The organism is Glycomyces xiaoerkulensis (assembly GCF_002798405.1).
In the GTDB taxonomy this organism is placed as follows: domain Bacteria; phylum Actinomycetota; class Actinomycetes; order Mycobacteriales; family Micromonosporaceae; genus Glycomyces; species Glycomyces xiaoerkulensis.
In genome coordinates, this window is sequence record NZ_PGGV01000013.1 from 44,097 (window position 1) to 69,156 (window position 25,060).

Annotated in this window: 22 protein-coding genes; 14 read left to right on the forward strand and 8 right to left on the reverse strand. The window is 69.5% G+C overall.

From position 1 onward, the window contains the following. Positions 1-67: 67 nt before the first annotated feature. From CUT39_RS04040 to CUT39_RS04055, 4 genes are read right to left on the reverse strand one after another with little or no spacing between them, the layout of a single operon-like run. Positions 68-1,033 (reverse strand): ABC transporter substrate-binding protein, encoded by a 966-nt coding sequence (locus CUT39_RS04040; protein WP_100444691.1) that lies wholly within the window; start codon positions 1,031-1,033, stop codon positions 68-70. A 40-nt stretch (positions 1,034-1,073) separates the two neighbouring features. Continuing rightward, on the reverse strand, positions 1,074-1,877 hold the full coding sequence (locus CUT39_RS04045; RefSeq protein WP_100444692.1) for an ABC transporter ATP-binding protein: 804 nt from the start codon (positions 1,875-1,877) through the stop codon (positions 1,074-1,076). After that, the gene (locus CUT39_RS04050) at positions 1,874-2,680 is read right to left on the reverse strand and encodes an ABC transporter permease (protein ID WP_100444693.1); all 807 of its coding nucleotides are present in this window, start codon (positions 2,678-2,680) and stop codon (positions 1,874-1,876) included. The genes CUT39_RS04045 and CUT39_RS04050 overlap by 4 nt, the downstream gene beginning before the upstream one ends. Further along, positions 2,677-4,071 carry a dihydroorotase gene (locus tag CUT39_RS04055; protein WP_100444694.1) on the reverse strand — a complete coding sequence of 465 codons (1,395 nt, stop codon included), beginning with the start codon at positions 4,069-4,071 and terminating at the stop codon, positions 2,677-2,679. The genes CUT39_RS04050 and CUT39_RS04055 overlap by 4 nt, the downstream gene beginning before the upstream one ends. A gap of 86 nt (positions 4,072-4,157) precedes the next feature. Here CUT39_RS04055 and CUT39_RS04060 point away from each other — a divergent pair, with 86 nt between their 5' ends. Continuing rightward, on the forward strand, positions 4,158-5,084 hold the full coding sequence (locus CUT39_RS04060) for a LysR family transcriptional regulator (RefSeq protein WP_198586862.1): 927 nt from the start codon (positions 4,158-4,160) through the stop codon (positions 5,082-5,084). A 185-nt stretch (positions 5,085-5,269) separates the two neighbouring features. Here the strand turns inward: CUT39_RS04060 and CUT39_RS04065 are convergent, their stop codons facing one another. Genes CUT39_RS04065 through CUT39_RS04075 form a run of 3 tightly spaced genes read right to left on the reverse strand, consistent with a single transcriptional unit; the run spans position 5,270 to position 8,102 of the window. Further along, positions 5,270-6,082: a heme ABC transporter ATP-binding protein gene (locus tag CUT39_RS04065; protein WP_100444696.1), complete on the reverse strand. Its 813-nt coding sequence runs from the start codon at positions 6,080-6,082 to the stop codon at positions 5,270-5,272. Beyond that, entirely contained in the window at positions 6,082-7,149 is a 1,068-nt protein-coding gene (locus tag CUT39_RS04070) for a FecCD family ABC transporter permease (RefSeq protein WP_100444697.1), read from the reverse strand. The genes CUT39_RS04065 and CUT39_RS04070 overlap by 1 nt, the downstream gene beginning before the upstream one ends. Continuing rightward, on the reverse strand, positions 7,146-8,102 hold the full coding sequence (locus CUT39_RS04075) for a heme/hemin ABC transporter substrate-binding protein (protein WP_100444698.1): 957 nt from the start codon (positions 8,100-8,102) through the stop codon (positions 7,146-7,148). The genes CUT39_RS04070 and CUT39_RS04075 overlap by 4 nt, the downstream gene beginning before the upstream one ends. Before the next feature lie 252 nt (positions 8,103-8,354). Here CUT39_RS04075 and CUT39_RS04080 point away from each other — a divergent pair, with 252 nt between their 5' ends. From CUT39_RS04080 to CUT39_RS04135, 13 genes are all read left to right on the forward strand, one after another. Beyond that, a complete protein-coding gene (locus CUT39_RS04080; protein WP_198586864.1) occupies positions 8,355-9,713 on the forward strand; it encodes an HtaA domain-containing protein in 1,359 nt (452 codons plus the stop codon). Between the two features lie 9 nt (positions 9,714-9,722). Further along, on the forward strand, positions 9,723-11,084 hold the full coding sequence (locus tag CUT39_RS04085; RefSeq protein WP_100444700.1) for an HtaA domain-containing protein: 1,362 nt from the start codon (positions 9,723-9,725) through the stop codon (positions 11,082-11,084). Between the two features lie 678 nt (positions 11,085-11,762). Continuing rightward, positions 11,763-13,010, forward strand: coding sequence for an ABC transporter substrate-binding protein (locus CUT39_RS04090; RefSeq protein ID WP_157930469.1), 1,248 nt, complete (start codon positions 11,763-11,765; stop codon positions 13,008-13,010). Positions 13,011-13,228: 218 nt separating this feature from the next. After that, positions 13,229-14,065 (forward strand): carbohydrate ABC transporter permease, encoded by an 837-nt coding sequence (locus CUT39_RS04095; protein WP_232805577.1) that lies wholly within the window; start codon positions 13,229-13,231, stop codon positions 14,063-14,065. Next, a complete protein-coding gene (locus tag CUT39_RS04100; protein ID WP_198586866.1) occupies positions 14,062-14,895 on the forward strand; it encodes a carbohydrate ABC transporter permease in 834 nt (277 codons plus the stop codon). Before CUT39_RS04095 ends, CUT39_RS04100 begins: the two co-directional genes overlap by 4 nt. A gap of 4 nt (positions 14,896-14,899) precedes the next feature. Beyond that, positions 14,900-16,087, forward strand: a complete 1,188-nt coding sequence (locus CUT39_RS04105; RefSeq protein WP_100444702.1) for an ABC transporter ATP-binding protein — start codon at positions 14,900-14,902, stop codon at positions 16,085-16,087. Further along, a complete protein-coding gene (locus CUT39_RS04110; protein WP_100444703.1) occupies positions 16,084-16,962 on the forward strand; it encodes an NADP-dependent phosphogluconate dehydrogenase in 879 nt (292 codons plus the stop codon). The genes CUT39_RS04105 and CUT39_RS04110 overlap by 4 nt, the downstream gene beginning before the upstream one ends. Continuing rightward, positions 16,959-17,507, forward strand: a complete 549-nt coding sequence (locus CUT39_RS20140; protein WP_157930470.1) for a phosphoheptose isomerase family protein — start codon at positions 16,959-16,961, stop codon at positions 17,505-17,507. Before CUT39_RS04110 ends, CUT39_RS20140 begins: the two co-directional genes overlap by 4 nt. A 121-nt stretch (positions 17,508-17,628) precedes the next feature. Continuing rightward, on the forward strand, positions 17,629-19,047 hold the full coding sequence (locus CUT39_RS04115) for an aminotransferase-like domain-containing protein (RefSeq protein ID WP_198586867.1): 1,419 nt from the start codon (positions 17,629-17,631) through the stop codon (positions 19,045-19,047). After that, positions 19,044-20,081 (forward strand): zinc-dependent alcohol dehydrogenase family protein, encoded by a 1,038-nt coding sequence (locus CUT39_RS04120; RefSeq protein ID WP_100444705.1) that lies wholly within the window; start codon positions 19,044-19,046, stop codon positions 20,079-20,081. The genes CUT39_RS04115 and CUT39_RS04120 overlap by 4 nt, the downstream gene beginning before the upstream one ends. Beyond that, positions 20,078-21,481, forward strand: coding sequence for an FGGY-family carbohydrate kinase (locus tag CUT39_RS04125; protein ID WP_100444706.1), 1,404 nt, complete (start codon positions 20,078-20,080; stop codon positions 21,479-21,481). Before CUT39_RS04120 ends, CUT39_RS04125 begins: the two co-directional genes overlap by 4 nt. A 296-nt stretch (positions 21,482-21,777) precedes the next feature. After that, complete coding sequence (locus CUT39_RS04130; RefSeq protein WP_157930471.1) at positions 21,778-22,341, forward strand: hypothetical protein; 564 nt, start codon at positions 21,778-21,780, stop codon at positions 22,339-22,341. Between the two features lie 386 nt (positions 22,342-22,727). Beyond that, positions 22,728-23,906, forward strand: coding sequence for a DUF6923 family protein (locus CUT39_RS04135; RefSeq protein ID WP_100444708.1), 1,179 nt, complete (start codon positions 22,728-22,730; stop codon positions 23,904-23,906). A gap of 953 nt (positions 23,907-24,859) precedes the next feature. On the opposite strand, the gene CUT39_RS04140 is transcribed toward CUT39_RS04135, so the two are convergent. Next, on the reverse strand, positions 24,860-25,060 hold a 201-nt coding region (locus tag CUT39_RS04140), incomplete at its 5' end, for a zinc ribbon domain-containing protein (protein WP_157930472.1).

The window sequence follows — 25,060 nt, forward strand, 5'->3', positions numbered from 1 at the left end:
ACCACCGACTCAAAGCAGTGGTCCCGTGCGGCAATGCCGCACGGGACCACTGCGGGGAGTGCCGGGTTCAGGCGGAGCCGCCGAGATATGAATCGTCGATGTACGCCGCCGGGTCGAAGCCGGAGGCGTCCGTTCCGGAGACCTCGCTGCCGATCCGCGCGATGTTGAGCAGCCCTTCCTCGTTCGTGGACAGGTCGGGAGAGAAGATCTCGTTGGTGTGGATGAATTCGTACGCGGCCCGCGCCGGACCCTCCTCGACGCCGGAGTAGTCCTGGAGCACCCGCACCGACTCGTCCTCGTTGGCGCCGTCGGCGAAGTATCGGGCCGCGTCGGCCAGGCCCTGGGTCAGGCCGGTGGCGGCCCCGGTGTTCTCGCTCGCCCATTCTCGGTTCACGATCAGCGGCGTCTCCAGCCAGTGCTGGTCGTACCAGCCGAGCATCGTCGCCCCGGCCTCCTCGGCGACGGTGTCGAACGGCGGGATGAGCAGCGCCCCCTGGACCTGCCCGTTCTCCATCGCCACGACCCGGTCGCTGGAGTTCGCGATCGCCACCGGCGTCAGCGACTCCGGATCGACCCCGGCCTCCTGCAGCATGTAGACCAGCAGCTCGTAGGTGCCGCCCTCCACGGCGCCGGCGGTGACCTCCGTGCCTTCGAGGTCGGCGATCTCCTCGATGCCCGGTGCGCCGTAAAGGCGGAGCGCCGCCTTCTGCAGCAGGGTTCCGACGATCGTGATGTCGGCGCCCTCGTCGACCGCGTTGATCACATTGTCGCCCAAAGCAATACCCGCGTCCGCCGAGCCGGAGGCCACGGCCTGGACCAGGGCACTGGAGTTCTGGACCTGGACGTCCTCGACCTCCACGTCGTGGTCCGCGAAGAAGCCCTGGTCCTTTGCGATCGCGTGCAGCCACTGGAGCGAACCGGGGCCGAGTACGGCCACCCGCACCTTGGCCGAGCCGTCGGAGCCGCAGGCCGCCAACGATCCCGCCAGCGCCACCGGGACCGCCGCTGAGAGCAATGTCCGTCGTGTCGTCATGTTGTCTTCCTTTCAGGGGTTGTGGTTCGGTCCCTCGATGTCACGACAGCCCCAGGCTGCCTCTGACCTCGACTTCGATGAGGGACCAGATGTGGTCGACGATCCGGCCGAACGGGTCGGTCCGTTTCAGGGAGAGCTCTCGGGGCCGCTCGAAGTCGACCGGCACGATCTCGCGCACCGTCCCCGGACGGGCGGACAGCACCACGACGCGGTCGGCGAGGTACACCGCCTCGTCGATCTGGTGGGTGATGAAGACAACGGTCTTGCGGTCGGTCGACCAGATCCGCAGCAGCTCGGCCGACATGATCTCGCGCGTCTGCGCGTCCAGCGCCGCGAACGGCTCGTCCAGCAGCAGCACCTGGGGGTCCACCGCCAGCGCCCGCGCGATGTTGACGCGTTGGCGCATGCCTCCCGAGAGCTCCCGCGGATACTGCCCGGCCGAGTCGGCGAGGCCGACCAGTTCCAACTGCCGCAGGGCCGCCTGCCGGGCGCGGGAGCGCCGCATGCCGCCGAGGGTGAGCCCGTAGGCGACGTTGTCGATCACGGTCGACCACGGCAGGAGGTTGTCGGACTGGAAGACCATCGCCCGGTCCCGGCTCGGTCCGGCCACGGGCGCGCTGCCGGAGGTGATGGTGCCCTTGGTGGGCGTCAACATGCCGTCGAGCAGGCGCAGGAGGGTGGACTTGCCCGAGCCGGAGGCGCCCACGACGCAGACGAATTCCCCGGGTTCGACTTCCAGGTCGAGGTTCTCGAGCGCCACCACCGGGTCGCGCCTCGCCGGGGTGAATACGAGGTCGACGTCGTCGACGACGAGGCGTCCGGCCTCGTTCGGTCCGTGATTCATGACTCCTCCCTCCATGGGGCCAGTCGCCGCTCCAGCGCGGTCAGGCCGATCGATGCGAGAAGGCCGATGAGGCCCAGGACCACGACGTAGCCGAGCAGGCGCGCGGTCTGGTAGGACTGCGCGGCGGCGGCGATGGCGAAGCCGACGCCGGAGACCGCCCCGAAGAACTCGGCGACGATGACGCCGACCAGGCCCCGGGCGAACGCGACGCGGACACCGCTGATGATGAACGGCACCGAGTGGGGGATGGTGACCGTCCGCAGCACCTGCAGCCGGGACGCCCCGTAGGAGCGCGCCGTCTCGATCAGGGCCGGTTCGGCGCTGCGCAGGCCCGCATCGGTGTTGGTGATGACCGGGAAGATCGCCATCAGGATGACGATCGCGACCTTGCTGGCCACGCCGAAGCCGAGCCCGGCGGTGAACAGCGGCGCCAGCGCCACGATCGGCAGCGAGTACATGGCCGTCAGGATCGGGTCGAGCGTCTGGCGCACCGGCTTGCTGCCGGCCAGGATCGCGCCGATGACGAAGCCGCCGAACACGGCCAGCGGGAACGCGATGGCCAGCTCGAGGACGGTGGTGTACAGGTTAGACGCGAACGCCCCGTCGGCGATCTCGTCGACGAGCGCCGCCGCCACCTCGGTGAACGGCACCAGCAGGAGCCGGTTGTCGACCAGGTACATCGCCGCGACCTGCCAAGCGACCAGGAACAGGCCGATCGACAGCACCAGGCGCGACCACGACGCGCCCCTGGTCGGGCCTCCCAGCCACGCGAGGAACCCGCCTCGCTTGGTTCCCCGGCTCATCGCCGACCGACCGGTTGCTCGGCTCGGCGGCTCTGCGTCCCGGAGCCGGGCTCGCCGACGACCCTGCCGTCCTTGAAGACCGTTGTTCCGCCGACGAAGGTGCGGACGGGGAGGCCGGTGTAGGTCTGGCCGGCGTAAGGGCTGTAGCCGATCTTGCTGAGCACTTCGGAGTCCTCGATCCTCGCGGACGTGCGGCGGTCGACCAGGACCAGGTCGGCGTCGGCTCCGACGGCGATCGTGCCCTTGCCGGGGAGGCGGAAGAGCCGGGCCGGCTCCGAGGAGGTCAGTTCGACGACCCGCTCCAGGGAGAGTCGGCCGCAGTCGGCGGCGTCGAGGAGCATCCGGGAGTAGAACTGGGCCGAGGGCGTGCCGGTGTTCGCGGCCCAGCCGTCGGTCCAGCCGACCTCCTTTTCCTGACCGGTGTGCGGGGCGTGATCGGTGGAGACGAGGTCGAGGGTGCCGTCGCGCAGCCCGTCCCAAAGCGCGGCGACGTGGTGTTCGTCGACCCAGTAGGACAGGGCGTAGGAGCCGAGCCGCTCGATGTTGTCCCAACGGTGGCCGAGGAACAGCGCCCACGGGTTGACCTCCGCACTGACGCGCTGGCCGCGCGCCTTGGCCTGGGCGATGAGTTCGACGCTGCGTTCGGTCTGCACGTGCAGCAGGTGGAGGTGGACACCGGTGGCCTCCTGGAGGCGAAGCAGCGTGGCGATGGCGCTGTCCCAGACCAAGCCGTTGTGGGCGGCGTAGGCATTGGCATAGGCCAGGGCGTCGCGCTCACCGCGGTCCCAGAACCCGCGCTCGATGTGGTCCATAAGGGCCTGGTCGTGAGGGTGGACCATGAGCGGCACGTCAACCACTGCACACGCTTCCATGATCGCCATGAGCTTGCCGTGGTCGTGGACGCCGATGCCGGGCATGTGGGGGTAGTCGCGGCCGGTGTCGACGACCATGAAGACCTTGAACGCCGCGATGCCCATGTCGGCCAATCCGGGGATCTGCTCGACGTCGGTGCCCGCGGCGTTGACGTTCCAGTTGACGATCGCCGAGCGCCGGTAGAGGGCGAACATGTCCTCGAGGGCCTCGGTGGTGTTGGGGACGGGGTAGACGTTCGGCATCGCAAAGGTGGTGGTCACGCCGCCGGCCGCGCATTGAGCTGTGGCGGAGGCGATGTCCTCTTTGTGGGTGAATCCGGGTTCGCGGTGGTGACTGTGGACGTCGACCAGTCCGGGCAGCAGGGTGAGTCCGGAGGCGTCGACGGTCTCGACCGCTTCGAGCGGTTCGCCGGGCAGCGTCATTGCGGTGATCCTGCCGTCGCGGACGGCGATGTCAGCGCTGTGGACGCCGCCGGGCGCGGCGACCTCCGCTCCGGTGATGACGGTGTCAAAGACCATTGGCGTGTGCTCCTAGCTGGGTGTTCGCACGGCTCGTGCGACCGATGCTAGAAACGCTATATGCCGAATATGTTAGAACAGTATTCATGAGCGATCCGATTTCCGTATCAGGTGATGTCGCCTTCCGCGATCTTCAGACGTTCGTCTCGGTGGCCACGACCGGAAGTTTCCGCGAGGCGGCCAAACGGCTGTACACCTCTCAGCCGGCCGTGTCGCGCGCCATCGGGCGTCTGGAGCGCGCGGTCGGTGCCGAGCTCTTGGAGCGGGGGCCCAGGGGAGCGCGGCTCACTTCGGCCGGTGCGATCGTCACCGACCACGCCCAGCGGATCGCTGGCTCGCTCACGGCGATGCGCACCGACTTGTCCGAGGGGCTGCGCTCGCGCATCCGGCTCGGCGCGGCCGCCACCGCGGCCGGCTCCTACCTGGCGCCGTTCCTGGCCGAATGGATACCGGCGCACCCGACCGTGCGTGTCGAGGTCATCGAGGACGGCGCGGCGAAACTGCGTGAACGCCTCGCCGCCGGCGAATGCGACCTGGCGATCGTGTCACTGCCGGTCAGCGGCGATCTGGAGGCGATCCCACTGGCGCACTTGACCGTGCGGGCCTACTTCCCCCGAGGGCATGCGCTCGACGACGGCCGGTGGGACATCTCGGTCGAGGAACTCATTCCGCAGCCACTGGTGCTCAACGACACCAACTTCATCGCCGGCCGGCTGTTCGTGCAGGAATGCGAGGCGGCCGGGTTCTTCCCGCGGATCGTTTACCGGTCCAATGTGGGCCAGACGCTAGCGGCGCTCGCCGAGGCCGGACTCGGGGTTGCGGTCTTCGGCGACACGGTCGACCTGCGCGGCTACGACCTGGCCTCGCGCGCGCTCCACACCCACGAGGGCCGGCCGCTCGGCCGCGAGCTGGCGGTGGCCTGGCACCGCACCGAGACCCCGAAGTGGATCCAGCAGTTCGGCTTCGAGCTGGCCGACTTCCAGCGGGAGCGGCACGCGGCACAAGGGCGGTAGCGCAGTCTGGAGTAGGCGATGGTGACAATCCGGTCGTACTGCGTCGGCGTCGGGTTCAGGGAGGATGGGCAAACGAAGCCCTTGCGATCGAGATTCTCTGTGTCGCAACGAGAAGCATCCAGCTATTCCGGCCGCCTCCCGCCGACTGCCACGGTTCGGGCGCGCCCGTGGACGTGCGCCGTGGCTCACCGGCGAATCGGAACGACTCGCGGTGCGCCCGTGCCGGGGTCCGCTTCGACCGTGACGGGCTGCTGGTAGACCTCGCTGAGGCGCTCGGCGTCGAAGACTTCGACCGGTTCGCCGCAGGCGGCGAGGCGGCCGTCGGCGAGGAGCGCGCAGCGGTCGGAGTAGGCGGCGGCAAGATCGAGGTCGTGGACGACGAGGACCACCGCCCTGCCTTGTTCGGCCAGCTCACGGCAGACGCGACCGACCATCTCCTGGTGGCGCAGGTCGAGGGCGGCGGTCGGTTCGTCGAGGAGGATCAGTCCGGCGTCCTGGGCGATGACACGCGCGAGCATGACGCGGGCCTGTTCGCCCCCGGACAGCGAGGTGAACGACCGCTCGGCGAACGTTTCGGTCTCGGTGAGCGCCATGGCCATCCTGACCATGGACTCGTCCTGCGCGGATGCGGGCGTGCCCGCCCAGGGAGCGCGGCCCATCTCGACGATATCGCCGACGCCGAATGGGAAGGACACGTGGTGCGCCTGAGGCAGGACTGCCCGTCGGCGGGCGACGGCTCTGGGGCTCCAGGCGCTGACCGGAAGGCCCCAGAGCTCGATGTCGCCGCCGGCCGCGTCGAGGTCGCCGGCGAGCACAGAGAGCAGCGTAGATTTTCCGGCTCCGTTGGGTCCCACCAAGCTCAGGACCTCCCCGGCGCGTGCTTCAAGGTCCACGTCGCGAAGGACATCCTTGCCGCCGAGCCTGACGCGGAGGTCGGTGGCGGCGGCGGGAAGGTCGGAGACGGGTGCGGGCGGCCGGTGTCCGGGACGCAGTCGCATCAGGCCCAGCCTCCTTGGCTTCGACGGGTGCGGCGCAGCAGCCAGAAGAAGAAGGGGCTACCGACCAGCGCGGTGAGGACGCCGAGAGGGACCTCGGCGGGCGCGGCTACGGTGCGCGCTGCCAGATCGGCCCAGACGAGGACGGCGGCACCGCCGAGAGCGGAGAGCGGGATGAGGGAACGGTGTCCTGGGCCTGCGCTCATACGCAGCAAGTGCGGGACGACCAGGCCGATGAAACCGATGACGCCGGAGACGGCCACGGCTGCGGCGGTCAGGAGGGCGACGACGACGATGAGGGCTATGCGGAGGCGCTCGACGTCGACGCCGAGGTGGCGGGCGGGCCGCTCCCCGAGCGCGAGGAGATCGAGCAGTCTGGCGTAGCGGGGAGCGAGGAGCAGCCCGATCACGGCGAGCGGGGCGACCGCGGCGACCTTCTGCCAGGTGGCCTGGGCCAGACTCCCCATCTGCCAGAAGGTGATCTCGGTGATCTCGGCGTTGTCGGCGAAGAAGATGAACAGGCCGATCAGGGCGCCGGCGAGGCCGTTGACGGCGACGCCGGTGAGGACGAGCGTGACCACCTCGGTGCGCCTCCCCGACCTCGAGAGCAGGTACACGACGGTGACGGTGGTGAGGCCGGAAGCGAAGGCGCACAAGGGGATGGTCCAGTTTCCAGCGAAGGTGAACCCAGCCGCGATGGCGCCCACCGCTCCGACGGCGGCCCCGGCGCTGACGCCGATCACGCCGGGTTCGGCCAGCGGGTTGCCGAACATACCCTGCATGAGCGTGCCGGCGCATCCCAGGCAAGCGCCGACGACCGCGGTCAGGACCAGGCGAGGGAAGCGGATGTTCCACAACACGCTTTCACCGGCGCCTTCGATGGGCGTCCCGCCGAGGCCGAGCCGGTGGGCGATGGAGCCGGCCAAGTCGTCGAGGTGTAGCTCGAAGGCCCCCGACGAGCCCGAGACGAGTAGGCCGAGACCGAGGATCGCGGTGAGGACCGCGATCAGGCCGGTGACGCGCGTGGCCCGGGAGGGCGACGTCGCCCGGCGTGCAGCGAGGGCGGTCACGCCGGGTCCCGGTGGAGCTGCTCGGCGAGTTCGGTGACGACGTCGCCGGTGCGGGGGCCGTAGGACAGCATCATGCCGTCCGGCAGGTGGGCGATGCGTTCGCTCTGCCCGGCCGGGGTCTGCGCCACACCGGGAATCTCGACGAGCCCTTCGACTCCGCCGACGGATTCGAGACCCTTGTCCATCACGAGGATCACGTCGGGCGCCACGGCGGCGAGGGCTTCGGGCGTGAGCGGCACGAAGTCGCCCTCGAGGACCTCGGCGCCGGCGTCGATGCCGCCGGCCGCCTCGATGAGGGAGGCCGCCCCGGAATCGGAGCCGCCGATCAGATAGACCGACGCGGTGCCGCGCAGGTAGAGGAAGGCGACGCGGGGTGCCTCGGCGGCATCGAGTCCGTCGGTGGCGGACTTGATCTCGACGGTGGTGCGCTCGACGAGATCGGCTCCGGCCCGGTCGAGGCCGAGCGCGGTGGCGACGCCGGTGATGCGGTCGTCGACGTCGTCGAGTCCGGTCGCGGGCTCGAAGACGACCACGGGGACCCCGGCGGCGCCGATCTGGTCCAGAGAGGCCTCGGGCCCCGAGGTGGTCTCGGCGAGGACTAGGTCCGGTTCGAGGGAAAGGACGCCCTCGGCGGAGACGTCGTGGCCTCGGCTGACGACCGGCAGGTCGGCGGCCTGCTCGAAGGTGGCGGTGATGTCCCGGGCGACGACGTTCTCCCCGAGCCCGAGGGTGAACACGATCTCAGAAAGCGACCCCGACAGCGGCACGATCCGATCGACGGAGGTGACGGTGGTCCGGGCGCCGGTGGCGTCGGTGACGGTGAGCGGCAGTTGCGGGACCGGGGCCTCGGCGATCGGCTCGACCCGGTCGACCAGGGCGCGGTCACCGCCGGTCTCGACGGCCTCGGTCGTGGTGCATGCGGAGAGGGCCGGGAGCACGACCGCTCCGATCATCGCGGCGGCTCGGAGGAGTCGGCGTGGCGTCACGGGAGGTCTCCAGTTCTGTTCTCGGAGGGAAACCGATCGAGCATGAATTAGGGTTGCCTAATAATTATTAGCATCCCCTATGTTCATCGTCGATGGTTTAGGTTAGCCTTACCTTCGATCCAGTCAAGAGGGAGGTTCATCGACATGCCCCGTGGCAACTTTGGAGGAACCGGATCGCGGGTCGACGCACGGTTCCGCCGACTCGTCGCAATCGGCGCGGTGACCGCGACGGTCGCGACGTCGCCCGTGTGGACCGCCCCGGCGAACGCCGACGAGGCCTCGGGCGGCCGGCTCGACTGGGGCGTCAAGGAGTCCTTCCGCGGCTACATCACCGGACCGATCGCCCAAGGCGAGGTGACGACCGGCGACGGCGCCTCGACCGTAGGCGGCGCCTACCGATTCCACTCGGCGGCGGGCGAATACGACCCCGAATCGGGCACAGCCTCGATCGCCTACTCCGGCTGGGTCCACTTCCGGGGCCACGACGGCGAACTCGACGTGACCTTCGCCGATCCGTCCATCGAGTACACCGGCGACGAGGGGATCCTGTATGTCCACGTCAACGGCACCCGCACCGACTTGGCCGCCCTGAGCGGCCCGTCGATCACGGGGGTCTCGGGCACGCTCGCGGTAGAGGGCGCCTCGGCGTCGCTGACCGCGAACGGGTCCGAAGCGTTCGCCGGATACTACGAGGCCGGCGAGGCGCTCGACCCGGTGAGCTTCACCGCCGACCTCGTCGCCCCCGGCCCCGAGCCGGAGGCGCCGACGCCATCCGGCGAAGCGCCCGAGGCCGAGCCGACCGGGAAGGCCGGGATCGGCCGTGGGGTCCTGGACTGGGGCGTCCGCACCTCCTGGCGCGATTACGTCAGTGGCGACATCGCCGCCGGCTCATGGGAGGCGACCGGCGGCGCGCTCGACGGCGGAGCGGTCTTCCGTTTCGTCGACGGCGAAGGCAGGACCGACGGTGATGACTTCGAGCTGGCCTTCAGAGGCGCCGTCACCTTCACCGGCACCGACCTGGACCTGACCATCGCCGATCCGACCGTGACCGCCGCCGACGGCCAAGGCGTCCTGTCGGCGACGATCGACGGCGAGCGCACCGATCTCGTCGGCTTCGAAGCCGAACTGAGCGAACAGGGCGACCTCCTGGTCGCCCAGGACGTCCCGACCGTGCTCACGACCGAAGCCGTCGACGTCTTCGCCGGCTTCTACCAGGCGGGCAGCGAGATGGACCCGCTCTCGATCGCCGTGCCGCTCACCTCGGACGCCGAACTTCCCGCGCTGCCCGACCTCGGCTCCGAACCCGAAGCTTCCCCATCGACGGTCGAGACCGACACCGCATCGACCGAATCCGGGACGAACCCGCTGATCCGGATCGCCCCCGCCGCGGCTGCGCTGCTCCTGGCGGCCGCCGCGGCGATGCTGGCCGTCCACCGCCGCAGGCGATCGCGCGCCGCCGCGGCTGCGGCGCGAACCGAACCGACCGACCCACCCGAAGCCGCGTCCACCGAGGACGACGGCGGTCGGCAAACCCCAGAGGCGTCGTCGACCGACGACCCCGCGACCACGAAGGAGTGATAACACCCGATGAATTCCCCCACCCGAAAGCGGTTCGCCGCACTTGCGGCGACCGCGGTCGCCGCAAGTGCGGCCGTCAGCCTCACCGCCGCCCCGGCCCAGGGACAGCCCTCAGAGTTCCCCATTGTGGACGGCACGATCAGTTGGGGCGTCAAGGAGTCCTTCCGCAACTACATCGTCAGCCCGATCGCGGACGGCGAGATCACCGTCGCCGACGGCGCGACCCAGAACGCGGACGGCGCCTTCGATTTCCCCGTGACCGGCGGCACCTACGACATGAGCTCCCACGACACCGAGAGCCGGTCGGAAGGCAGCGTCCACTTCACCGGACACGGCGGCGAACTGGACCTCGCATTCGCGAACCTCCGTATCGAGACCAACCACGGCGCCGAGACCGGCATCCTCTACGCGGACGTCACCGACCACGGCACGATCTCCGACGACGTCCCGTTCGCCGACCTCGAGCTCACCGGGTCGTCCTGGGAGCAAGGCGAGTACGCCACGATCACCGACGTTCCCGCCGCCCTGACCGCCGAAGGCGCGACGGCGTTCGCCGGATTCTACGAAGCCGGCCAGGAACTCGATCCGCTCACCGTCGCGGTCAAGGCCGAACCGCCGAACCCGGACGACGAGGAGACCCCGACCGACGACCCAACCGAGGACCCGACCGACGACCCGAGCACCGCCGAACCCGACCAGGGCGACGGAGTCCTGGACATCGTCGACGGCCGAGCCGACTGGGGTGTCAAGACCTCCTTCCGCAACTATGTGACCGGTCCGATCGCGAACGGCGAGATCAGCGTCGCCGACGGCGCGCTGGACCACGGCGGCTCGTTCCGATTCCCCGACGCCACCGGCACCCTCGACACCGACACCGGGACGCTCGAAGCGGCCTTCGTCGGCACCGTCCACTTCTCGGGCCACGACGGTGAACTCGAGCTCGGCATCACCGACGTCAGCATCAAGGGCGATGGCGACGACCTCGCGCTCTACACCGGATCGACCGAGCTCGCCGACCTGGAGACGGCCGACCTGACCGCCGCCGACGGCGCCCTGGTCGCCGACAACCTGGCCGCCACGCTGACCGACGACGGCGCCGACTTCTTCGCCGCCGACGTCAACGGCCAGGAGACCCGGTTCTACGAGGAAGGAGAGGTACTCGACCCGGTCGGCTTCGCCCTGGTCTTCGACGAGGATCTCGACCTCCACGACCTCACCTCGGCGCCGACCGACACCGGCGCTGGCCCAGGGAGTCCGCAACTCCCGACCACCGGCTCGCCGCTGATGGCCGTGCTGGCCGCGGCCGGCGCACTCCTCGCGGTCGGCATCGGCTCGATGATGCTCGCCCGTCGGCGCTCCCTCGCCGGATAAGAGCCTCGCACGCGAAGGGTGTCGCCCCGACCACAGGGCCGGAGCGACACCCTTCGCGTTCCTGTCTTCAGAAGAAGGCCGGAGTCTTCCCACGGCCCGAATCGGTCGCGCAGCGCTCCTCAACGGGTGATTGCGGCGACGGAACTGTACTGTTGCAAAAAATTTGCATTAAACCGGGAGCGCGGTACCCAGAGGAGCCGGGCCGGGCGGTTCATGGTGGGAGAACCGCTCCGGCCCTGACCGAAACGGTCTTTCGCGCGGCCGGGCGAACGCTCGCGATAGGAGCCTACCGGTCGGCATCGCCGACCGTAGTGCAGTGCCCCTCGAACCGCAGTGAGCGCTCTCCGATTTGCGGCCCTGCGCCGCTCGACGGCTCCCGGATTCAGAGGTCCGGATCGGAACAGCAGAGTCCATACAGGCTCGAACGGCCACCGTCGAACGACTCCTTGACCATCGTGATCTCCGCAGCGCCGATCGCACCGACAGCGGCCGGCCAGAGGATTGGAGCCGAATTGCGACGACAGATGGAGGCTTGTCGGAGGAAACTGCACGAATTGGTCTCGCTTCTGGAGAAAAGGCAAACCAATCAGAGGCGATTGGTCCTGGTTCGGAGTCCAATCGATATCCAGAATTGGTCCTCAAATGCCTAGGATGGCGCACACCGAGAGGAGATCAATGATGATCAGCAGGAGCCTGCGAGGGGCATCGCTGGCGGTGATCACCACCGGCGCACTGGTACTGACGGCGTGCTCCGGTGGCGGGGACGGCGAGGCCGGATCGGGGGCGATCACGTTCGGCAACTGGCAATGGCTGGAGACCGGTCGCGGTGACGCCATGTGGGAGGCCGTCACCGAGTTCGAGGACAGCGAACCCGAGATCCAGTTGGAGAAGTCCGAGACCCCGTTCGCCCAGTACGCCGACAAGCTGAACACCGAGATCGGCGCCGGAGCGGGCCCGGACGTGTTCGTCGTGCTCGACCGCCAGTTCGCCACCCTCGCCGAGGCCGGACTCCTCGAACCCCTCGACGACGCGGTGGCCGACGCCGACCTCAACGCCACCAACGACAACCTCAACATCGACGGCCGGCAGCTCGGCGTCACCTGGGAGCAGGTCAGCTATGCGCTCTTGGGCAACCGGACCGTCCTCGAGCAGGCCGGCGTCGACCAGCTCCCGACCACCGTCGAAGACCTCATCGCCGCCGGGGAGCAGGCCGGGGAGGCCGGGCTCGACGGCTTCGCCGTCCGCCACCAGATGAATGAGTACAACGGCTGGGCCTACGACTTCCCAAGCTGGACCTACGGCTACGGCGGCTCCTGGTCGGACGGTGAGCGCTTGACGATCGACTCCGAGGAGAACATCGCCGGCGTGACCGCCTACAAGGACGTCTTCGATTCTGGCATCGTCCCGGTCGGCGACGACGCCTCGACCTTCCGATCCAAGTTCAAACAGGACCAATTGGCCATGATCATCGACAACAGCGGCACGGCACTGTCGCTGGTTTCCGATGGCCAACTCTCCAGCGAGGACCTCATCTCGGCCCCGCTGCCGTTCCCCGAGCCCGGGGCCCACCAGAAATTGGTGCTCGCGGTCAACGCCAACGGCGAGAACAAGGAGGCCGCCAAGGAGTTCGTCTCCTGGGCCGTCTCCGAAGAGGGTCAGACTACGCTCCGCCCCTCGCTGGGTGCGAGCGTCCTGGCCACCGACGTACCACTCGACGAAGAGTTCTCCGAGGCCAACCCCTGGGCCGAAACGTTCGTCGAACTGGGTCGCACCAACCTCAGCGGCCTGCCCGACGGCTTCGAGACCGAGGCGGATCCGATCATGCGGGGCGTCCTCGAACAGGTCGAACGCGTGATCACCGAGGACCTCGAACCGGCCGAGGCGATGCGCGAGGCCCAAGAGGCACTCGAACAGGACCTGAGCTGACCGAGCCGGGCCGGGCGGACAGTGGGACCGCCCGGCCCGCCGAGACCGCATACGGAACGAAACGGACGGAGGCAACGGTGTCCTATCGCACCGTCGACGGCGCTCCCCCCGGGCGGGCGAGCGCCCCCCGGGAAGCTCACCGGCCCGCCCGCGGCCGTGGCACGAGGAGCCGACGACGAGCCGGTCGGCTGCTCGGATACGCGTTCATAGCGCCGGCCGTGCTCTACCTGGTGGTGTTCCTCGTCGTCCCCCTGTTGCAAGGGATCGCGATGAGCTTCACCGACGCGAAGCTCATCAACCCCACCGGCGGGGACCCGGTCGGGGTGGACAACTACGCCTCGACCCTCACCGCCGACCGGTTCTGGAATTCGCTGCTGGCCACCGTGCTCTACACCACCGCCACCGTCGCCGGCACGGTCGTTCTCGGCACCGCCGCCGCGGTCCTGGTCAACCGCGCCTTCCGCGGCAGGGCACTGCTGCGGAGCCTGCTTGCCTTCCCCTACGCGATGCCGACCGTGGCGGTCGCTCTCGTCTTCGCGTGGATGTACAACCAGTCCAACGGGGCGTTCAATCGCGGGCTCGGCATCCTGGGCATCGGCGAGACCGGCTGGCTCACCGACCCGGACTGGGGCATGGCGTCGGTCGTCGCCGCGACCGTGTGGAAGGTGTTCCCGTTCGTCATGCTCGTGGTGCTCGCGGCGCTCCAATCGGTCAGCGCCGAGCTGTACGAGGCCGCCCGCATCGATGGTGCCGACGCCTTGAACACCTTCCGCTCGATCGTGCTGCCGCACCTGGCGCCGACCCTGCGGATCGTCGCACTGCTCATGACGATCTGGTCGATCCGGCGTTTCGAGATCATCTTCCTGCTCACCGGGGGCGGTCCGGTCGAGACCACCAACACGCTGGTCATCAATGTCTACCGCACCGCCTTCAGCGACCAGAACCTGGGCGTCGCCGCCACCGTCGGCGCCCTCGGACTCGTCGTATCGCTTGCCGTGACCTGCGTGTTCCTGCTGGTCGAGAGGCGCGAGACCAAACGAGAGGAGGCATTGTGAGGCTACGACGCGTCACCGCGCGGCTGCTCGTGTCCGCCGCGCTGCTCGCCTTCGCCCTGTTCGCCGGCTTCCCGGTCTATTGGATGGTGAACACCGCGCTCACCAACGACTCCGAGCTGTACCGGACGGGCCAGGACTGGTGGCCGCACCTCGAGCGGCTGCCCGAGTCGCCCTCGACCCTGGCCGACGTCCCGATCGGCTCCTGGCTGCTCAACTCCGGCTTCATCGCCTTCGGGACGACGCTGCTGAGCCTCCTGATGGCCGTCCTCGGCGCCTATGCGCTCAGCCGCTACCGCTTCCACGGCCGCGGAGCGGCCGCGTTCCTGCTGTTCGCGACCCAGATGCTGCCGGAGGCACTGCTGGTCGTGCCGCTGTTCGCCCTCTTCGGGGCCTTGGGCCTGCTCAACGGCCTGATCGGTCTGGTGCTGGCGAACACCGCGTTCGCTATGCCGGTGGCGCTGTTCATCGTCAAGAGCGCGATCGACCGGATCCCCTACGAGATCGAGGAATCGGCCCGGGTCGACGGTTGCCCCCGGTATGGGCAGCTCACGCACATCGTGCTGCCGCTGGTGGCGCCGAGCATCGCCGCGGCGGCCGTGGTGACGTTCTTCGAAGGCTGGAACGAGTTCCTGTTCGCCAACACGTTCCTGACCGACTCCGAGAAATGGCCGGCCTCGGTGGGGCTGGCGACGTTCGTCGGACAGTACACGACCCCGCTGAGCAGCGTCATGGCCGCGGCGTTCCTGTTCTCGCTGCCGGCGATCGTGTTCTTCGTCCTCATGCAACGACGCATCGTCAGCGGGCTGACCGCCGGCGCAGTGAAAGGGTGAGCCGATGCCGCGCATGGTGTTCGACCAAGTGACCAAGTCCTTCGGCGGCGATCCTGTGATCGCCGACTTCTCCGCCGAGATCGAAGACCGGGAGTTCCTGGTGCTGCTGGGGCCTTCGGGCTGCGGCAAGTCGACGATGCTGCGGATGATCGCCGGCCTCGCCGACGTGACCGGGGGAGCGATCAGTTTCGACGGCGAGGTCGTCAACGACCTTGAGCCCAAAGAACGCGAGATCGCCTTCGTCTTCCAGTCCTACGCACTTTACCCGCACATGACTGTGGCGCAGAACATCGCTTTCCCGCTGCTGATGAACGCGTTCCGGCCCTGGTACCACCTGCCGGTGGTCAGCGCGGTCATGAAGCGGGCCATCGCCAGGCGCCCCGAAGTCGCCGAGCGGGTGGCCGAAGTCGCCCGGACCCTGGAACTGACCGACTACCTCGACCGGCGGCCGAAATCCCTGTCGGGCGGCCAGCGCCAGCGCGTCGCCCTGGCCCGGAGCCTGGTGCGCGACCCGTCGCTGTACCTGCTGGACGAACCGCTGTCGAATCTCGATGCGAAGCTCCGCACCCAGATGCGCTCGGAGATATCCGGTCTCCACCGGCGGGTCCGGAAGAGCTTCGTCTACGTCACCCACGACCAGGTCGAGGCCATGACGATGGCGACTCGCATCATCGTGCTCGATGCCGGCCGCATCCAGCAGATCGGCACGCCCGAGGAGATCTACGGCGAACCGGCCAACACCTTCGTCGCCAAGTTCATCGGCTCGCCGGGCATGAACCTGATCCCCGCCACCGCCGCCGACGGACGGGTGACCGATGCGCGCAGCGGCCAGGTGCTCGACCGCGGCGCCGACCTCGCCGACGGCGATTACCTCTTCGGCATCCGCCCCGAGGCGGCCCGTCTCGCCGCGGACGGCGAGGCGGGACCGGCCGCGACCGTCACCACCGTCGAGCACCTCGGCGGCGAGGTCGTCGCCGGATGCGAGCTCGGTGAACCCGACGCCGAGGCCGGACTGACCGTCGACCTGGGCGGGACGGTCTTCATCCGGACCGCGCCCCATCCGTCCCTGACCGGGCGAGGCCGCGTTCGCTTGGCGTTCGATCGCGGCGCGGTCAGGTACTTCCGGGCCGATACCGGACAGCGGGTCCCCGCCACCCGGGGCACCCCCCAACCTCAAGGGAGCATTCGATGAACATCGCACTGATAGGACTAGGCACGATGGGGTGCGGGATGGCCGGCCGCCTGGTCGAGGCGGGGTTCGGCGTCGACGGGTTCGACACCTCGCCGGAGGCTCGTTCCCACGCCCGCGACCGCGGGGCGGTCGTCCACCGGACGCTGGAGGCAACCCTGGCGGCCGCCTCCGCGCCGCGGATCGCGTGGCTGATGCTGCCGGCCGGCGAGACCACCCGCGCGGTCATCGCCACCGTACTGGCGTCGGCCGGCCCCGGCGACCTCGTGGTCGACGGCGGCAACAGCCACTTCCAGGACGCCGCCGCCCACGCCGAACTGGCCGAGGCCCGTGGCGCGAAGTTCGCCGACGTCGGCGTCAGCGGCGGCAAATGGGGATGGAAGCACGGCTACGGCCTGATGGTCGGCGCCGACCCCGACGCCTACCGGTGCCTATCGCCGATGCTGGACGCACTCGCCGCCGACGGCGGCCACCGCAGGGTCGGCGGCCCCGGCGCCGGGCACCTGGTGAAGGCTCTCCATAACGGTGTCCAGTATGGAATTTTGCAGGCCTATGCCGAAGGCTATGCGCTGTTGCGGGCCCACCCCGAGGTCGACGCACTGGCCGCTCTGGAAGCGTGGCAGAGCGGCAGTTCGATCCGCTCGTGGCTGCTGGAGCAGATCCTCGCCGCCGTCGAGTCCGACCCGGCGCTCGAGGACGTCGACCCGGTCGTCCCCGACTCGGGTATGGGCCGGTGGACCTCTGAGGAGGCGATCCGGCTCGGAGTGCCGGCACCGGTACTGGGGGCCGCGCTCCACGCCCGGTTCCGCTCCCGCTCCGACGGTGCGGCCGAGCGGCTCCTGCGCGCGAGCCGCACGCAGATCGGAGGCCAGCGATGAGCACGCTCGACGGATCCGGCATCACCATCTCAGCCAAGGCGGCGCTCGGTGAGATCGAGGCGGTCATCGCCGAGATCGACCGAGCCGGCCTGAGGAGGCTCGCCGAGGAGACCGATGCGGCCCCACGGGTGTTCTTCGCCGCCGGCGGCCGCTCGCTGCTGATCCTGCGGGCGATCGCGATGCGGCTGATGCACATCGGACTGGAGACCCATATCGTCGGGGACACCACGACGCCCGCTGTCGGGCCCGGCGACCTGGTCGTGGTCGCCAGCGCCCGCGCCGGCCGGGCCGCGCGGGCGACGGCCGTCGCGGCCAGAGAGGCCGGCGCCCGCGTCGTGGGGGTCTCGGCCTCGGCCGAGGCGTTCGACGGCGCTGCCGAGACGGTGCTGTGCCTGCCGGCCCGGACCGTCGTGCCCACACATCAGCATGCCGGAAGTCTGTTCGAACAGACGCTGCTGGTGGTCGGGGACGCGGTCACCCGCAGCGTCCAGGCATCGCGGCGCGCGACTCCCAGCGCGCTCGAAGCCCGCCACGCCAACCTGTGAGGAAGCCGTGGACAGCTCGCACAGGACCCGGCACTCGAGGCCGGATCGCCCGCCGATCGGCACCGAGCGCACTACACTCGGGATCATCCGGCGCCCCCCGACCGCGAGGAAGGGGGTACTGGTGGACGTCCCCTCAACGCTGGGCGACTGGTATGAGGCCGACGGCCCGCTCTATGCTCGACTCGCCGAGTCGATGCGGCGCGCGGTCGCCGACGGTCGGCTTCAACCCGGCACCATAGTGCCCGCCGAACGCAAACTCGCCGATAGGCTGGCGATCGGCCGGAGCACCGTCATCCGCGCCTACGACCTGCTCCGCGACGAAGGCGTCCTGCAGAGCCGTCGCGGCTCGGGCACCTGGGTCGCCGGCGCCGAACCCGGCGAGGGAACCGTCCGGCACGACGGCCTCCAGCGCGTAGCCCCCAACATCGACGAGGACGTGATCGACCTCGCCACCGCGTCGCTGCCGGCCCCGGCCGAGCTCGCCGCCGCGCTCCGCTCTCTCGGCGAAGGCCCGATGCGCCGGGTGCTGCTGCGGCCGGGCTATTCGCACGCCGGCGTCGCCGAGCTGCGGGAGGCGATCGCCGAGCAGTTCAGCGCCGAGGGGCTCCCGACCGGTCCGCGCGAAGTCCTCGTCACCACCGGGGCGCAGCAGGCGATCGACCTCATAGTCCGCCACTTCACCTCCGGCGGCGACGATGTGGTCATGGAGGACCCGAGCTCGGCGGGCGCCCTCGACCTCCTCCGCGAGGCCGGGTGCGTCGTCCATACCGGACGGTCCGTGGCCTCTAGCGGCGCCGCCCCGATCATCGAGGTGATCCGCCGCCGCGCCCCGCAACTGGTCTACCTGCAGGTGCCGTTCGGACCCGAGGGAGCGATGGTGCGGGCCGGCGACATGGTCACCCTCGCCGGACGCCTGCCCGCAGAACCCATCGTCGTCGAAGAATCGAGCCTGCGCGACCTCACGCTGGGGGAGGCACCGCCGCCGTACCTGGCGGCGAAGGCATCCGGCGACCGAGTGCTGACCGTGGGCTCCATGAGCAAGGTCTACTGGGGCGGGATCCGGGTCGGCTGGATCAGGGGCGCCGAGAAGCTCATCGAGCGACTCGCACGCACCAAGGCCCGCGCCGACCTCGGCACCCCCGTGCTCAGCCAGCACCTGGCGGTGCGGATGCTCCGACGCCGACGCACCGTGTTGGCCGCCCGCCTCGAACAGATCCGCGCCTCCCGCGACGCGCTCGCCCAGGAGCTGGCCGAGCACCTGCCCGAGTTCGAATGGACGCTCTCGGACGGCGGGCTGACCATCTGGGTGCGCATGCCGCGCGGCACCTCCGAGCCGTTCGCCGAGGTCGCACATCGGTACGGCGTGCTGGTCGCCACGGGGGAGTCGCTGTCGCCCTCCGGGCAGCACAGCGACTGCCTTCGCCTCTCCTACGCCCCGCCTCCGGAAGTCCTGCGCGAAGGCGTCGCCCGCCTGGCCGCGGCCTGGAACGAGTTCGATGACCGCACCGGCCTCGACCGAACGAAAGGAATTATCGCATGAGAGCCATCGCTTACACTGAGGCCGAGCAGTACGCGGTCGCCGAACTCGAGGACCGTCCGTTGTCCGGCACCGAAGTCCGAGTCGAGAACCTCGCGGTCGGCCTGTGCGGAACCGACCTGCACCTGCATCAGGGCCACAACTACCCGGCGTACCCGCTGACGCCCGGACACGAGATCATCGCCCGCGTCATTGAGACCGGCCCCGAGGTCGACACCGTGTCGGTCGGAAAGCTCGTCGCGGTCGACAACGTGGTCTACTGCATGGACTGCGTGCGTTGCAAGAAGGGCGAATTCAACTTCTGCGAGCGGCGCCGATCCATGGGCACCAAGCTCCCCGGCGGGTTCGCCGAGCACGCCGTCGCCCCCGCCGAGAAGTGCTACCCGATCGGCGATCTGCCGCTGGAGGCGGCCGTGCTCACCGAACCGACCGCGTGCGCGCTGCACGGCCTGCATATGCTCCAGGTGCCGATCGGTGCGCGCGTGCTGATCACCGGCGCCGGACCGTCCGGGCTGATCCTGGCCCAGCTTCTCCAGCATTCCGGCGCGGCCAGCGTGACGGTCGCCGCCCCGACCGCGATCAAACTCGACCTGGCGCTCCGTCGCGGTGCCGACGCGATCGTCCAGGTCGACCGGCACGACTTCACCGCCGCCGCACCCGAGATCGCCGCGCACGCCCCCGGCGGCTTCGACGTCGTCGTCGACGCCACCGGCGTTCCCAACGTCCTCGAAGGACTTATCCCGCTGACCGCCCCAGGCGGCACCCTCATGGTCTACGGCATGGCCGGGCCGCAGGACCGCATCAGCCTCGCCCCGTTCGAGATCTTCCGCCGGCAGTTGCGCATCGTCGGTTCCTTCGCCCAGACTTTCGACTTCGGCCGCGCCATCGACTTCCTCGCTGCGGGCAAGGTCACCGCCGAGGGCATGATCACCCACCGGTTCGGGCTCGAGCAGTATCGGCAGGCACTCGACACCCTGGCTGACCCGGCCTGCGTCAAGGCCGTCATCGAACCCAACGGGCCGGTCCTGGACCGATGATCACGGTCATCCGCCCCGAGACGCTCGCCCTCGACATCGGCTCGACCGGGGTCCGGGCAGCGCGATTCGACGGCCGCGGCCTGCAACGCGGTCCCGCGGTCGAGCGCCGCCACCGCGGCGCAGCCACCGGCCGGGTCGATGCCGAGGCGCTCCTGTCGATCGTCGTCGAGGCCGTCGACCGCCTCGACCTGAGGCGCATCGGCGCGGTCGCGGTCAGCGCTCTGTGGCACTCCGCGGTCCCCCTCGACGCCGAGGGGCGCCCGCTGGCTGAGGCCGTGACCTGGGAGACGCCGATGCCGCCGTGGGTGCGCGACCGGGTCGAAGCCGCCGCCGACGCCTGGTCTCGGGAGGCCGCCGGCGCCTACCTGCACTCCAGCTACGCCTCGGCCGCCTTTCCATTCCTCTGTGACGAGCGCGTCGCCCGCATCGCCGACCTCGGCTCCTGGATCGCCGAGCGGCTGAGCGGACGCAGGCTCGGCTGGTCGGAAACGGTCGCCGCCGCATCGGGACTGTGGCTCCAGGACCGTCGAACGTGGAACCGGCCCTTGTTCGATGCGCTCGGAATCCCCGACCGGCTCGTCCCCGAGGTCTGGGCGGAACCGGTGACCGGAACCGGCACGCCGGTGCCCGGACTGGCCGGTGCCGTCTGGCTACCGGTCGCCGGCGACGGTCTGTGCCACAACCTCGGGCACGCCGCGGTGGGACCCGAGACGCTCGCGGCCACCGTCGGCACCTCCGGCGGTGTCCGCGCCGTCCTGCCCGACCCGGCCGGGCCGCTCGACGCCGCAGGGCTGTGGCACTACCGCTGCGCCGAACGGCTGCACGCCGTCGGCGGCGCCGTCAGCTCCGCCGGCAACGCGCTCGAATGGGCCCGGCGCTTCACCGGCCTCCCGTTCGACTGGGCCCGATACCGAGGCGAGGCGCGAGCACCGGAGCTCCATGTTGATCCGGCCGTCTACGGGCGCCGCGGACCGGATTACCCGTGGGACGCCACCGGGGCCATCACCGGGCTGCGCCCGTCCAGCACGCTCGCCGATGTCCGCGACGCGTTCGCCCTCGACATCTGGCGGACCTTCCGCGAACATCTCGACGCGATCCGGGGACTGCTCGGGCCGCCTGCGGCCGTGCGCACGGCCGGAGGCGTCGTCGGCGGCGACCGCGACGCCGTTCAGATGCTTGCCGACGCCCTCGATACAGGGGTCCAGCGCGTCGATCTCCGCCAACCGTCTCTGGCCGGCGCGGGCGTGCTCGGCGCCCAGTTCCTGCGTGACGGTCGGCACGACCCGCTCGCCGCAGCGACCGATGTTCGGCGCGGTGCGCTCGGTGGATGTGACGTCACCGAGGTCGTTGAGCCGCGTCCGGATTGGGCCGAACTCCTCCGGACCCGGTGGTCCCGATGAGCCGTGCCGTCGCGATCAAACTGACACGACGCAGAGGAAGCCTCGCGCCCGGCCCGCCGTGACGGGCGCGTCCCCGCGTGCCGGTCGCGGTTCGAGTGGCCGCTGCGGCATCCGGGGCCCGCCCCTGCGGGTCGGCCCCTGTGTCCCGACCAGGGGTGGCGTGGAGCTCATCCGGAGCGGAGTTGCCGCAGGACGGAGGAGTCGGCATCACATGTCTGTCCGATGCCGTCTCGTCCCGCCCCGCTAGACTCGGAATCCTGAATCGGATGGTCAACCCCAGAACGGAGACCGATGCCGTGGCTTCGCGTGACCGGTGCATCGGCCGGGTCCGGAAACTGCTGGTGACCAGTGGTATCGGCCTGCTCGGTGCGGTCGGGATCGCCTCCTGCGGGCCCGACGATGCCGAGACGGCCGCCGACGACGCTGAAGCCTCGGGCCCGGGGGAGAGCTCCGAGGAACCGGTCGCGTTCGGAGACGCCGCCGAGATCGGAGCGTGGACCGTATCGATCGGCGAGGTCGAGTTCGACGCTGCGGAGCAGATCGAGGACTACGAGGACTTCAACCGCTACCCCTCCGAAGGGCAGACGTTCATCCTCGTCGCACTCGACATCACCTACAACGGAGAAGGCGCCGGCGGCACCTACTACACGTTCGACTGCACGCTCTGGAACGGCGGCGACGCGCTCGGTGGTGAATTGAGGGACATAGCCGTGCCCGATCCCTTGGACCGGGTCGGTCCGGTCCAGAGCGGGTCGCGCGCCTCCGGCCACGTCCTCTTCGAAGCCCCCGAAGGCGACTACGACGGCATGCTGCTCGGCGTGGAGGCCGCCGGAGAGCGGCACTACTTCGCGCTCGCCTGACGGCCGTGCGCGGGACGACTCCGGCGAGCCGGTCGCCGACCGGCCCGGAGCGGTTCTCGCAACATCTGGATCGGGTCAAGGCGCTCAAGCGAAACCGTCGCCTGACCGTCATGGCCTGCCCCGCCGTGACGACCGCGGGTCCGAGTCTCGACCGCCGCGCCGGTCGGCGCGGCGGGCAGCAGCGGCACGGCTCGGGTGTCGATACAGCGCCGCCGCCGGCGGCTTCTGTCACTTCTGCGACACTTCACGGCCAGGCGCGGGTGGGGGCGCTGCACGGCTTCGATCGAACTCCTGACAACGGCACGGATCGTTAGGAGGATGGTACGGAACGCAACGGGTCGGCCGGTAGCGGCGACCCGATCCGGAACCTGGGGAGGCAAGGACTCATGACCATCACGGAGCAGGGCGTCGAGCCCGTCACAGCGGAAAAGCAGGGGAACGCGTACACCTACCTGGCGGTCGGCGTCACCGACACGACGCTCCAGACCTTGAACCCATACTCGGGTCTGGTCGCCAAGGTCGAGAACGCCACGTCGTACAAGGCCGGCTATGACGCCCTGGCGCTGCGGAGCAAGGACGGCAGGCTGTACGCGATGAAGCAGCGGTCCGACACGATGCTGGTCATCGACGCCGACACCGGGAAGGTGCTCGCCGAGAAGGAGCTCACCGGGATGCCCGGTCGCGGGGGCATGAGCTACACCAACGGCGACTTCGAGCCCGACGGCGACAACTACATCATCGCCTCCGGCCCACAGCAACCGGCAGTGCGCGTCAACGTCGCCGCCGACCCGCCCCGAGTCACCAAGCTGAACCCCGCCGGACCGGGCGGCTGGTACGACTGGGCGTACCATCCCAAGGACGCCCAGCTCTACGCCGTCGACGGCGACGACGGGGCACTGATCCGCATCGACATGTCCGCCAACCCGATCGGGCAGGTCCTCGCCGAAGGGTGCTTCCCCAAGGCCGAGGCCCCCACGCAGGGAGCGCGCGGCCTGTACTCCGCGGTCTTCTTCGACACCGTCGGCCACCTGTACGCCGTCGACACCGCCGGGAACACCAACAAGTTCGACCTCACCCGTTCGACGAAGAGCAAACCGGTAACCAGCGACGACCTGCGAAACGTCAAGTCCAGCCGGGTCGGCGGCGGCAGACTCAAACTCGACGGCCTCCAGGTGCAGGACGCCGCCGGACAGGTGCTCTTCCACGACATACCCGAACGGTACGACTGGATCGCGGCCAGGATCGTCGCCAGAAGCGATCACCCCAACGAGACCTGGGATCCCGAACACGGCTGGGAGTACTCCTTCCGACTGACACTCACCGCCGGGGATACCGATGTCCACGATTGGCGCGCCACCTTCGACATTCCGGCCAGCGCGCGACTCAAGACCACGTCCATGCAGATCAAGTACCATGACGGGCGCCAGGCGTACCTCTACTCGCAAGAGGACCGGCACATATCCGCGGGCCAGTCCCAGGACTTCGACTTCCTCCTGTGGGTGCCGGTGGACCGCAAGCTGCCCTCGATGACCCTCGATCATCTTGCCGCGGTACGGCTCGGCTGATCGACGTCGGCACTGCACACGAGGCTCGTGGCAGTGGCGAGCGAGGCGCATGTCGATCGGGCGGGATACCCCGATCGGGCCGGCCCGATCGGCATGCTCGCCGCCGGGCTAAGGGCGATACGCCGTTCTGTCGGCGACATGGGCGCGGGCGAGTTCGGCTCGGCTGGAGTCGGCCGCTGCATACGTCTGGATGACCGCTGCTGGTTGGTCGGGGGTGAGGCGGTTGGGGGTCGGTTGGACTCTCCGGAACCGCAATGATTCGTGAGGTTGTGAATCGGAGGCGGTAGGGCTCCGGGGGCATTGGTTTCCGAACCACCGACGGAAGTGCGGAGTCGGCTCCGGTGAGACCTCGAATGCCTGGTTGTCGGGGTGGAGTCCCCTGTCTGTCCACATAGACGCGGGTTCGGTTTCCACCTCGAACCAGCCTCGAAATCCTGCCACCGGTCGCCTTCGGTGGCACATGGTCGCCGACTACCTGCATGATTACCCTGACTACCCAAACTCCCCGGTTCGATCGTTTGATAGAAACCGGGGGCGTTTTCCCTGTTCAGGGGGCTGAGCGGGCGACGAGAATCGAACTCGCGTCATTGGTTTGGAAGACCATCGCGACTACCGCTGTGACGTGCGGAAACTTCCTGGGTAGTCGCGAACCCACCTCGTACCAGCCTGGTGCCCCCACTTCCCAATAGAGCGCGCTTGCGATGACGTAGCCTCACCCGCATCGACGGGGCTGGCGTGACGATGGCGTCCCTGCTCAGCATCGGGATGGAGCAACCCCGCGTAGGCAGGCCCGACCGAAGACCCTCCTCGTGGCTCTGCGCAGGCTGGGATTGACGTCCTCCCCGGCCTGAAGGCCGGGGATTCCTACCACCCGCGCTTGCGGGTCTCGGTGGGTTCCCGCTTCGACCCGCTGTGCCCGGCCTCCCGGGTCTTATCAGCGGTCCACGGGCGTTTTACCTGTCCGCCTGCCCGGCGGCCAGAATGTTGTTCGCGGCGTTGATGTCGCGGTCATGGCACGCCCCGCAGGCGGTGCAGGTCCATTCGCGGACGCTGAGCGGCTTGGGGCCGTCCTTCGCCCCGCAGGCCGAGCACGTCTGACTCGATGGCAGCCACCGGTCGACCTTCGCGAAGGCGCGTCCGTACCGGGCGGCCTT

What these genes read in the sequence shown, in the direction of transcription:
- CUT39_RS04040 (WP_100444691.1), bottom strand. Translation starts at nt 1,033, where the DNA reads ATGACGACACGACGGACATTGCTCTCAGCGGCGGTCCCGGTGGCGCTG.
- CUT39_RS04045 (WP_100444692.1), bottom strand. Translation starts at nt 1,877, where the DNA reads ATGAATCACGGACCGAACGAGGCCGGACGCCTCGTCGTCGACGACGTC.
- CUT39_RS04050 (WP_100444693.1), bottom strand. Translation starts at nt 2,680, where the DNA reads ATGAGCCGGGGAACCAAGCGAGGCGGGTTCCTCGCGTGGCTGGGAGGC.
- CUT39_RS04055 (WP_100444694.1), bottom strand. Translation starts at nt 4,071, where the DNA reads ATGGTCTTTGACACCGTCATCACCGGAGCGGAGGTCGCCGCGCCCGGC.
- CUT39_RS04060 (WP_198586862.1), top strand. Translation starts at nt 4,158, where the DNA reads ATGAGCGATCCGATTTCCGTATCAGGTGATGTCGCCTTCCGCGATCTT.
- CUT39_RS04065 (WP_100444696.1), bottom strand. Translation starts at nt 6,082, where the DNA reads ATGCGACTGCGTCCCGGACACCGGCCGCCCGCACCCGTCTCCGACCTT.
- CUT39_RS04075 (WP_100444698.1), bottom strand. Translation starts at nt 8,102, where the DNA reads ATGATCGGAGCGGTCGTGCTCCCGGCCCTCTCCGCATGCACCACGACC.
- CUT39_RS04085 (WP_100444700.1), top strand. Translation starts at nt 9,723, where the DNA reads ATGAATTCCCCCACCCGAAAGCGGTTCGCCGCACTTGCGGCGACCGCG.
- CUT39_RS04090 (WP_157930469.1), top strand. Translation starts at nt 11,763, where the DNA reads ATGATCAGCAGGAGCCTGCGAGGGGCATCGCTGGCGGTGATCACCACC.
- CUT39_RS04105 (WP_100444702.1), top strand. Translation starts at nt 14,900, where the DNA reads ATGCCGCGCATGGTGTTCGACCAAGTGACCAAGTCCTTCGGCGGCGAT.
- CUT39_RS04110 (WP_100444703.1), top strand. Translation starts at nt 16,084, where the DNA reads ATGAACATCGCACTGATAGGACTAGGCACGATGGGGTGCGGGATGGCC.
- CUT39_RS20140 (WP_157930470.1), top strand. Translation starts at nt 16,959, where the DNA reads ATGAGCACGCTCGACGGATCCGGCATCACCATCTCAGCCAAGGCGGCG.
- CUT39_RS04120 (WP_100444705.1), top strand. Translation starts at nt 19,044, where the DNA reads ATGAGAGCCATCGCTTACACTGAGGCCGAGCAGTACGCGGTCGCCGAA.
- CUT39_RS04125 (WP_100444706.1), top strand. Translation starts at nt 20,078, where the DNA reads ATGATCACGGTCATCCGCCCCGAGACGCTCGCCCTCGACATCGGCTCG.
- CUT39_RS04135 (WP_100444708.1), top strand. Translation starts at nt 22,728, where the DNA reads ATGACCATCACGGAGCAGGGCGTCGAGCCCGTCACAGCGGAAAAGCAG.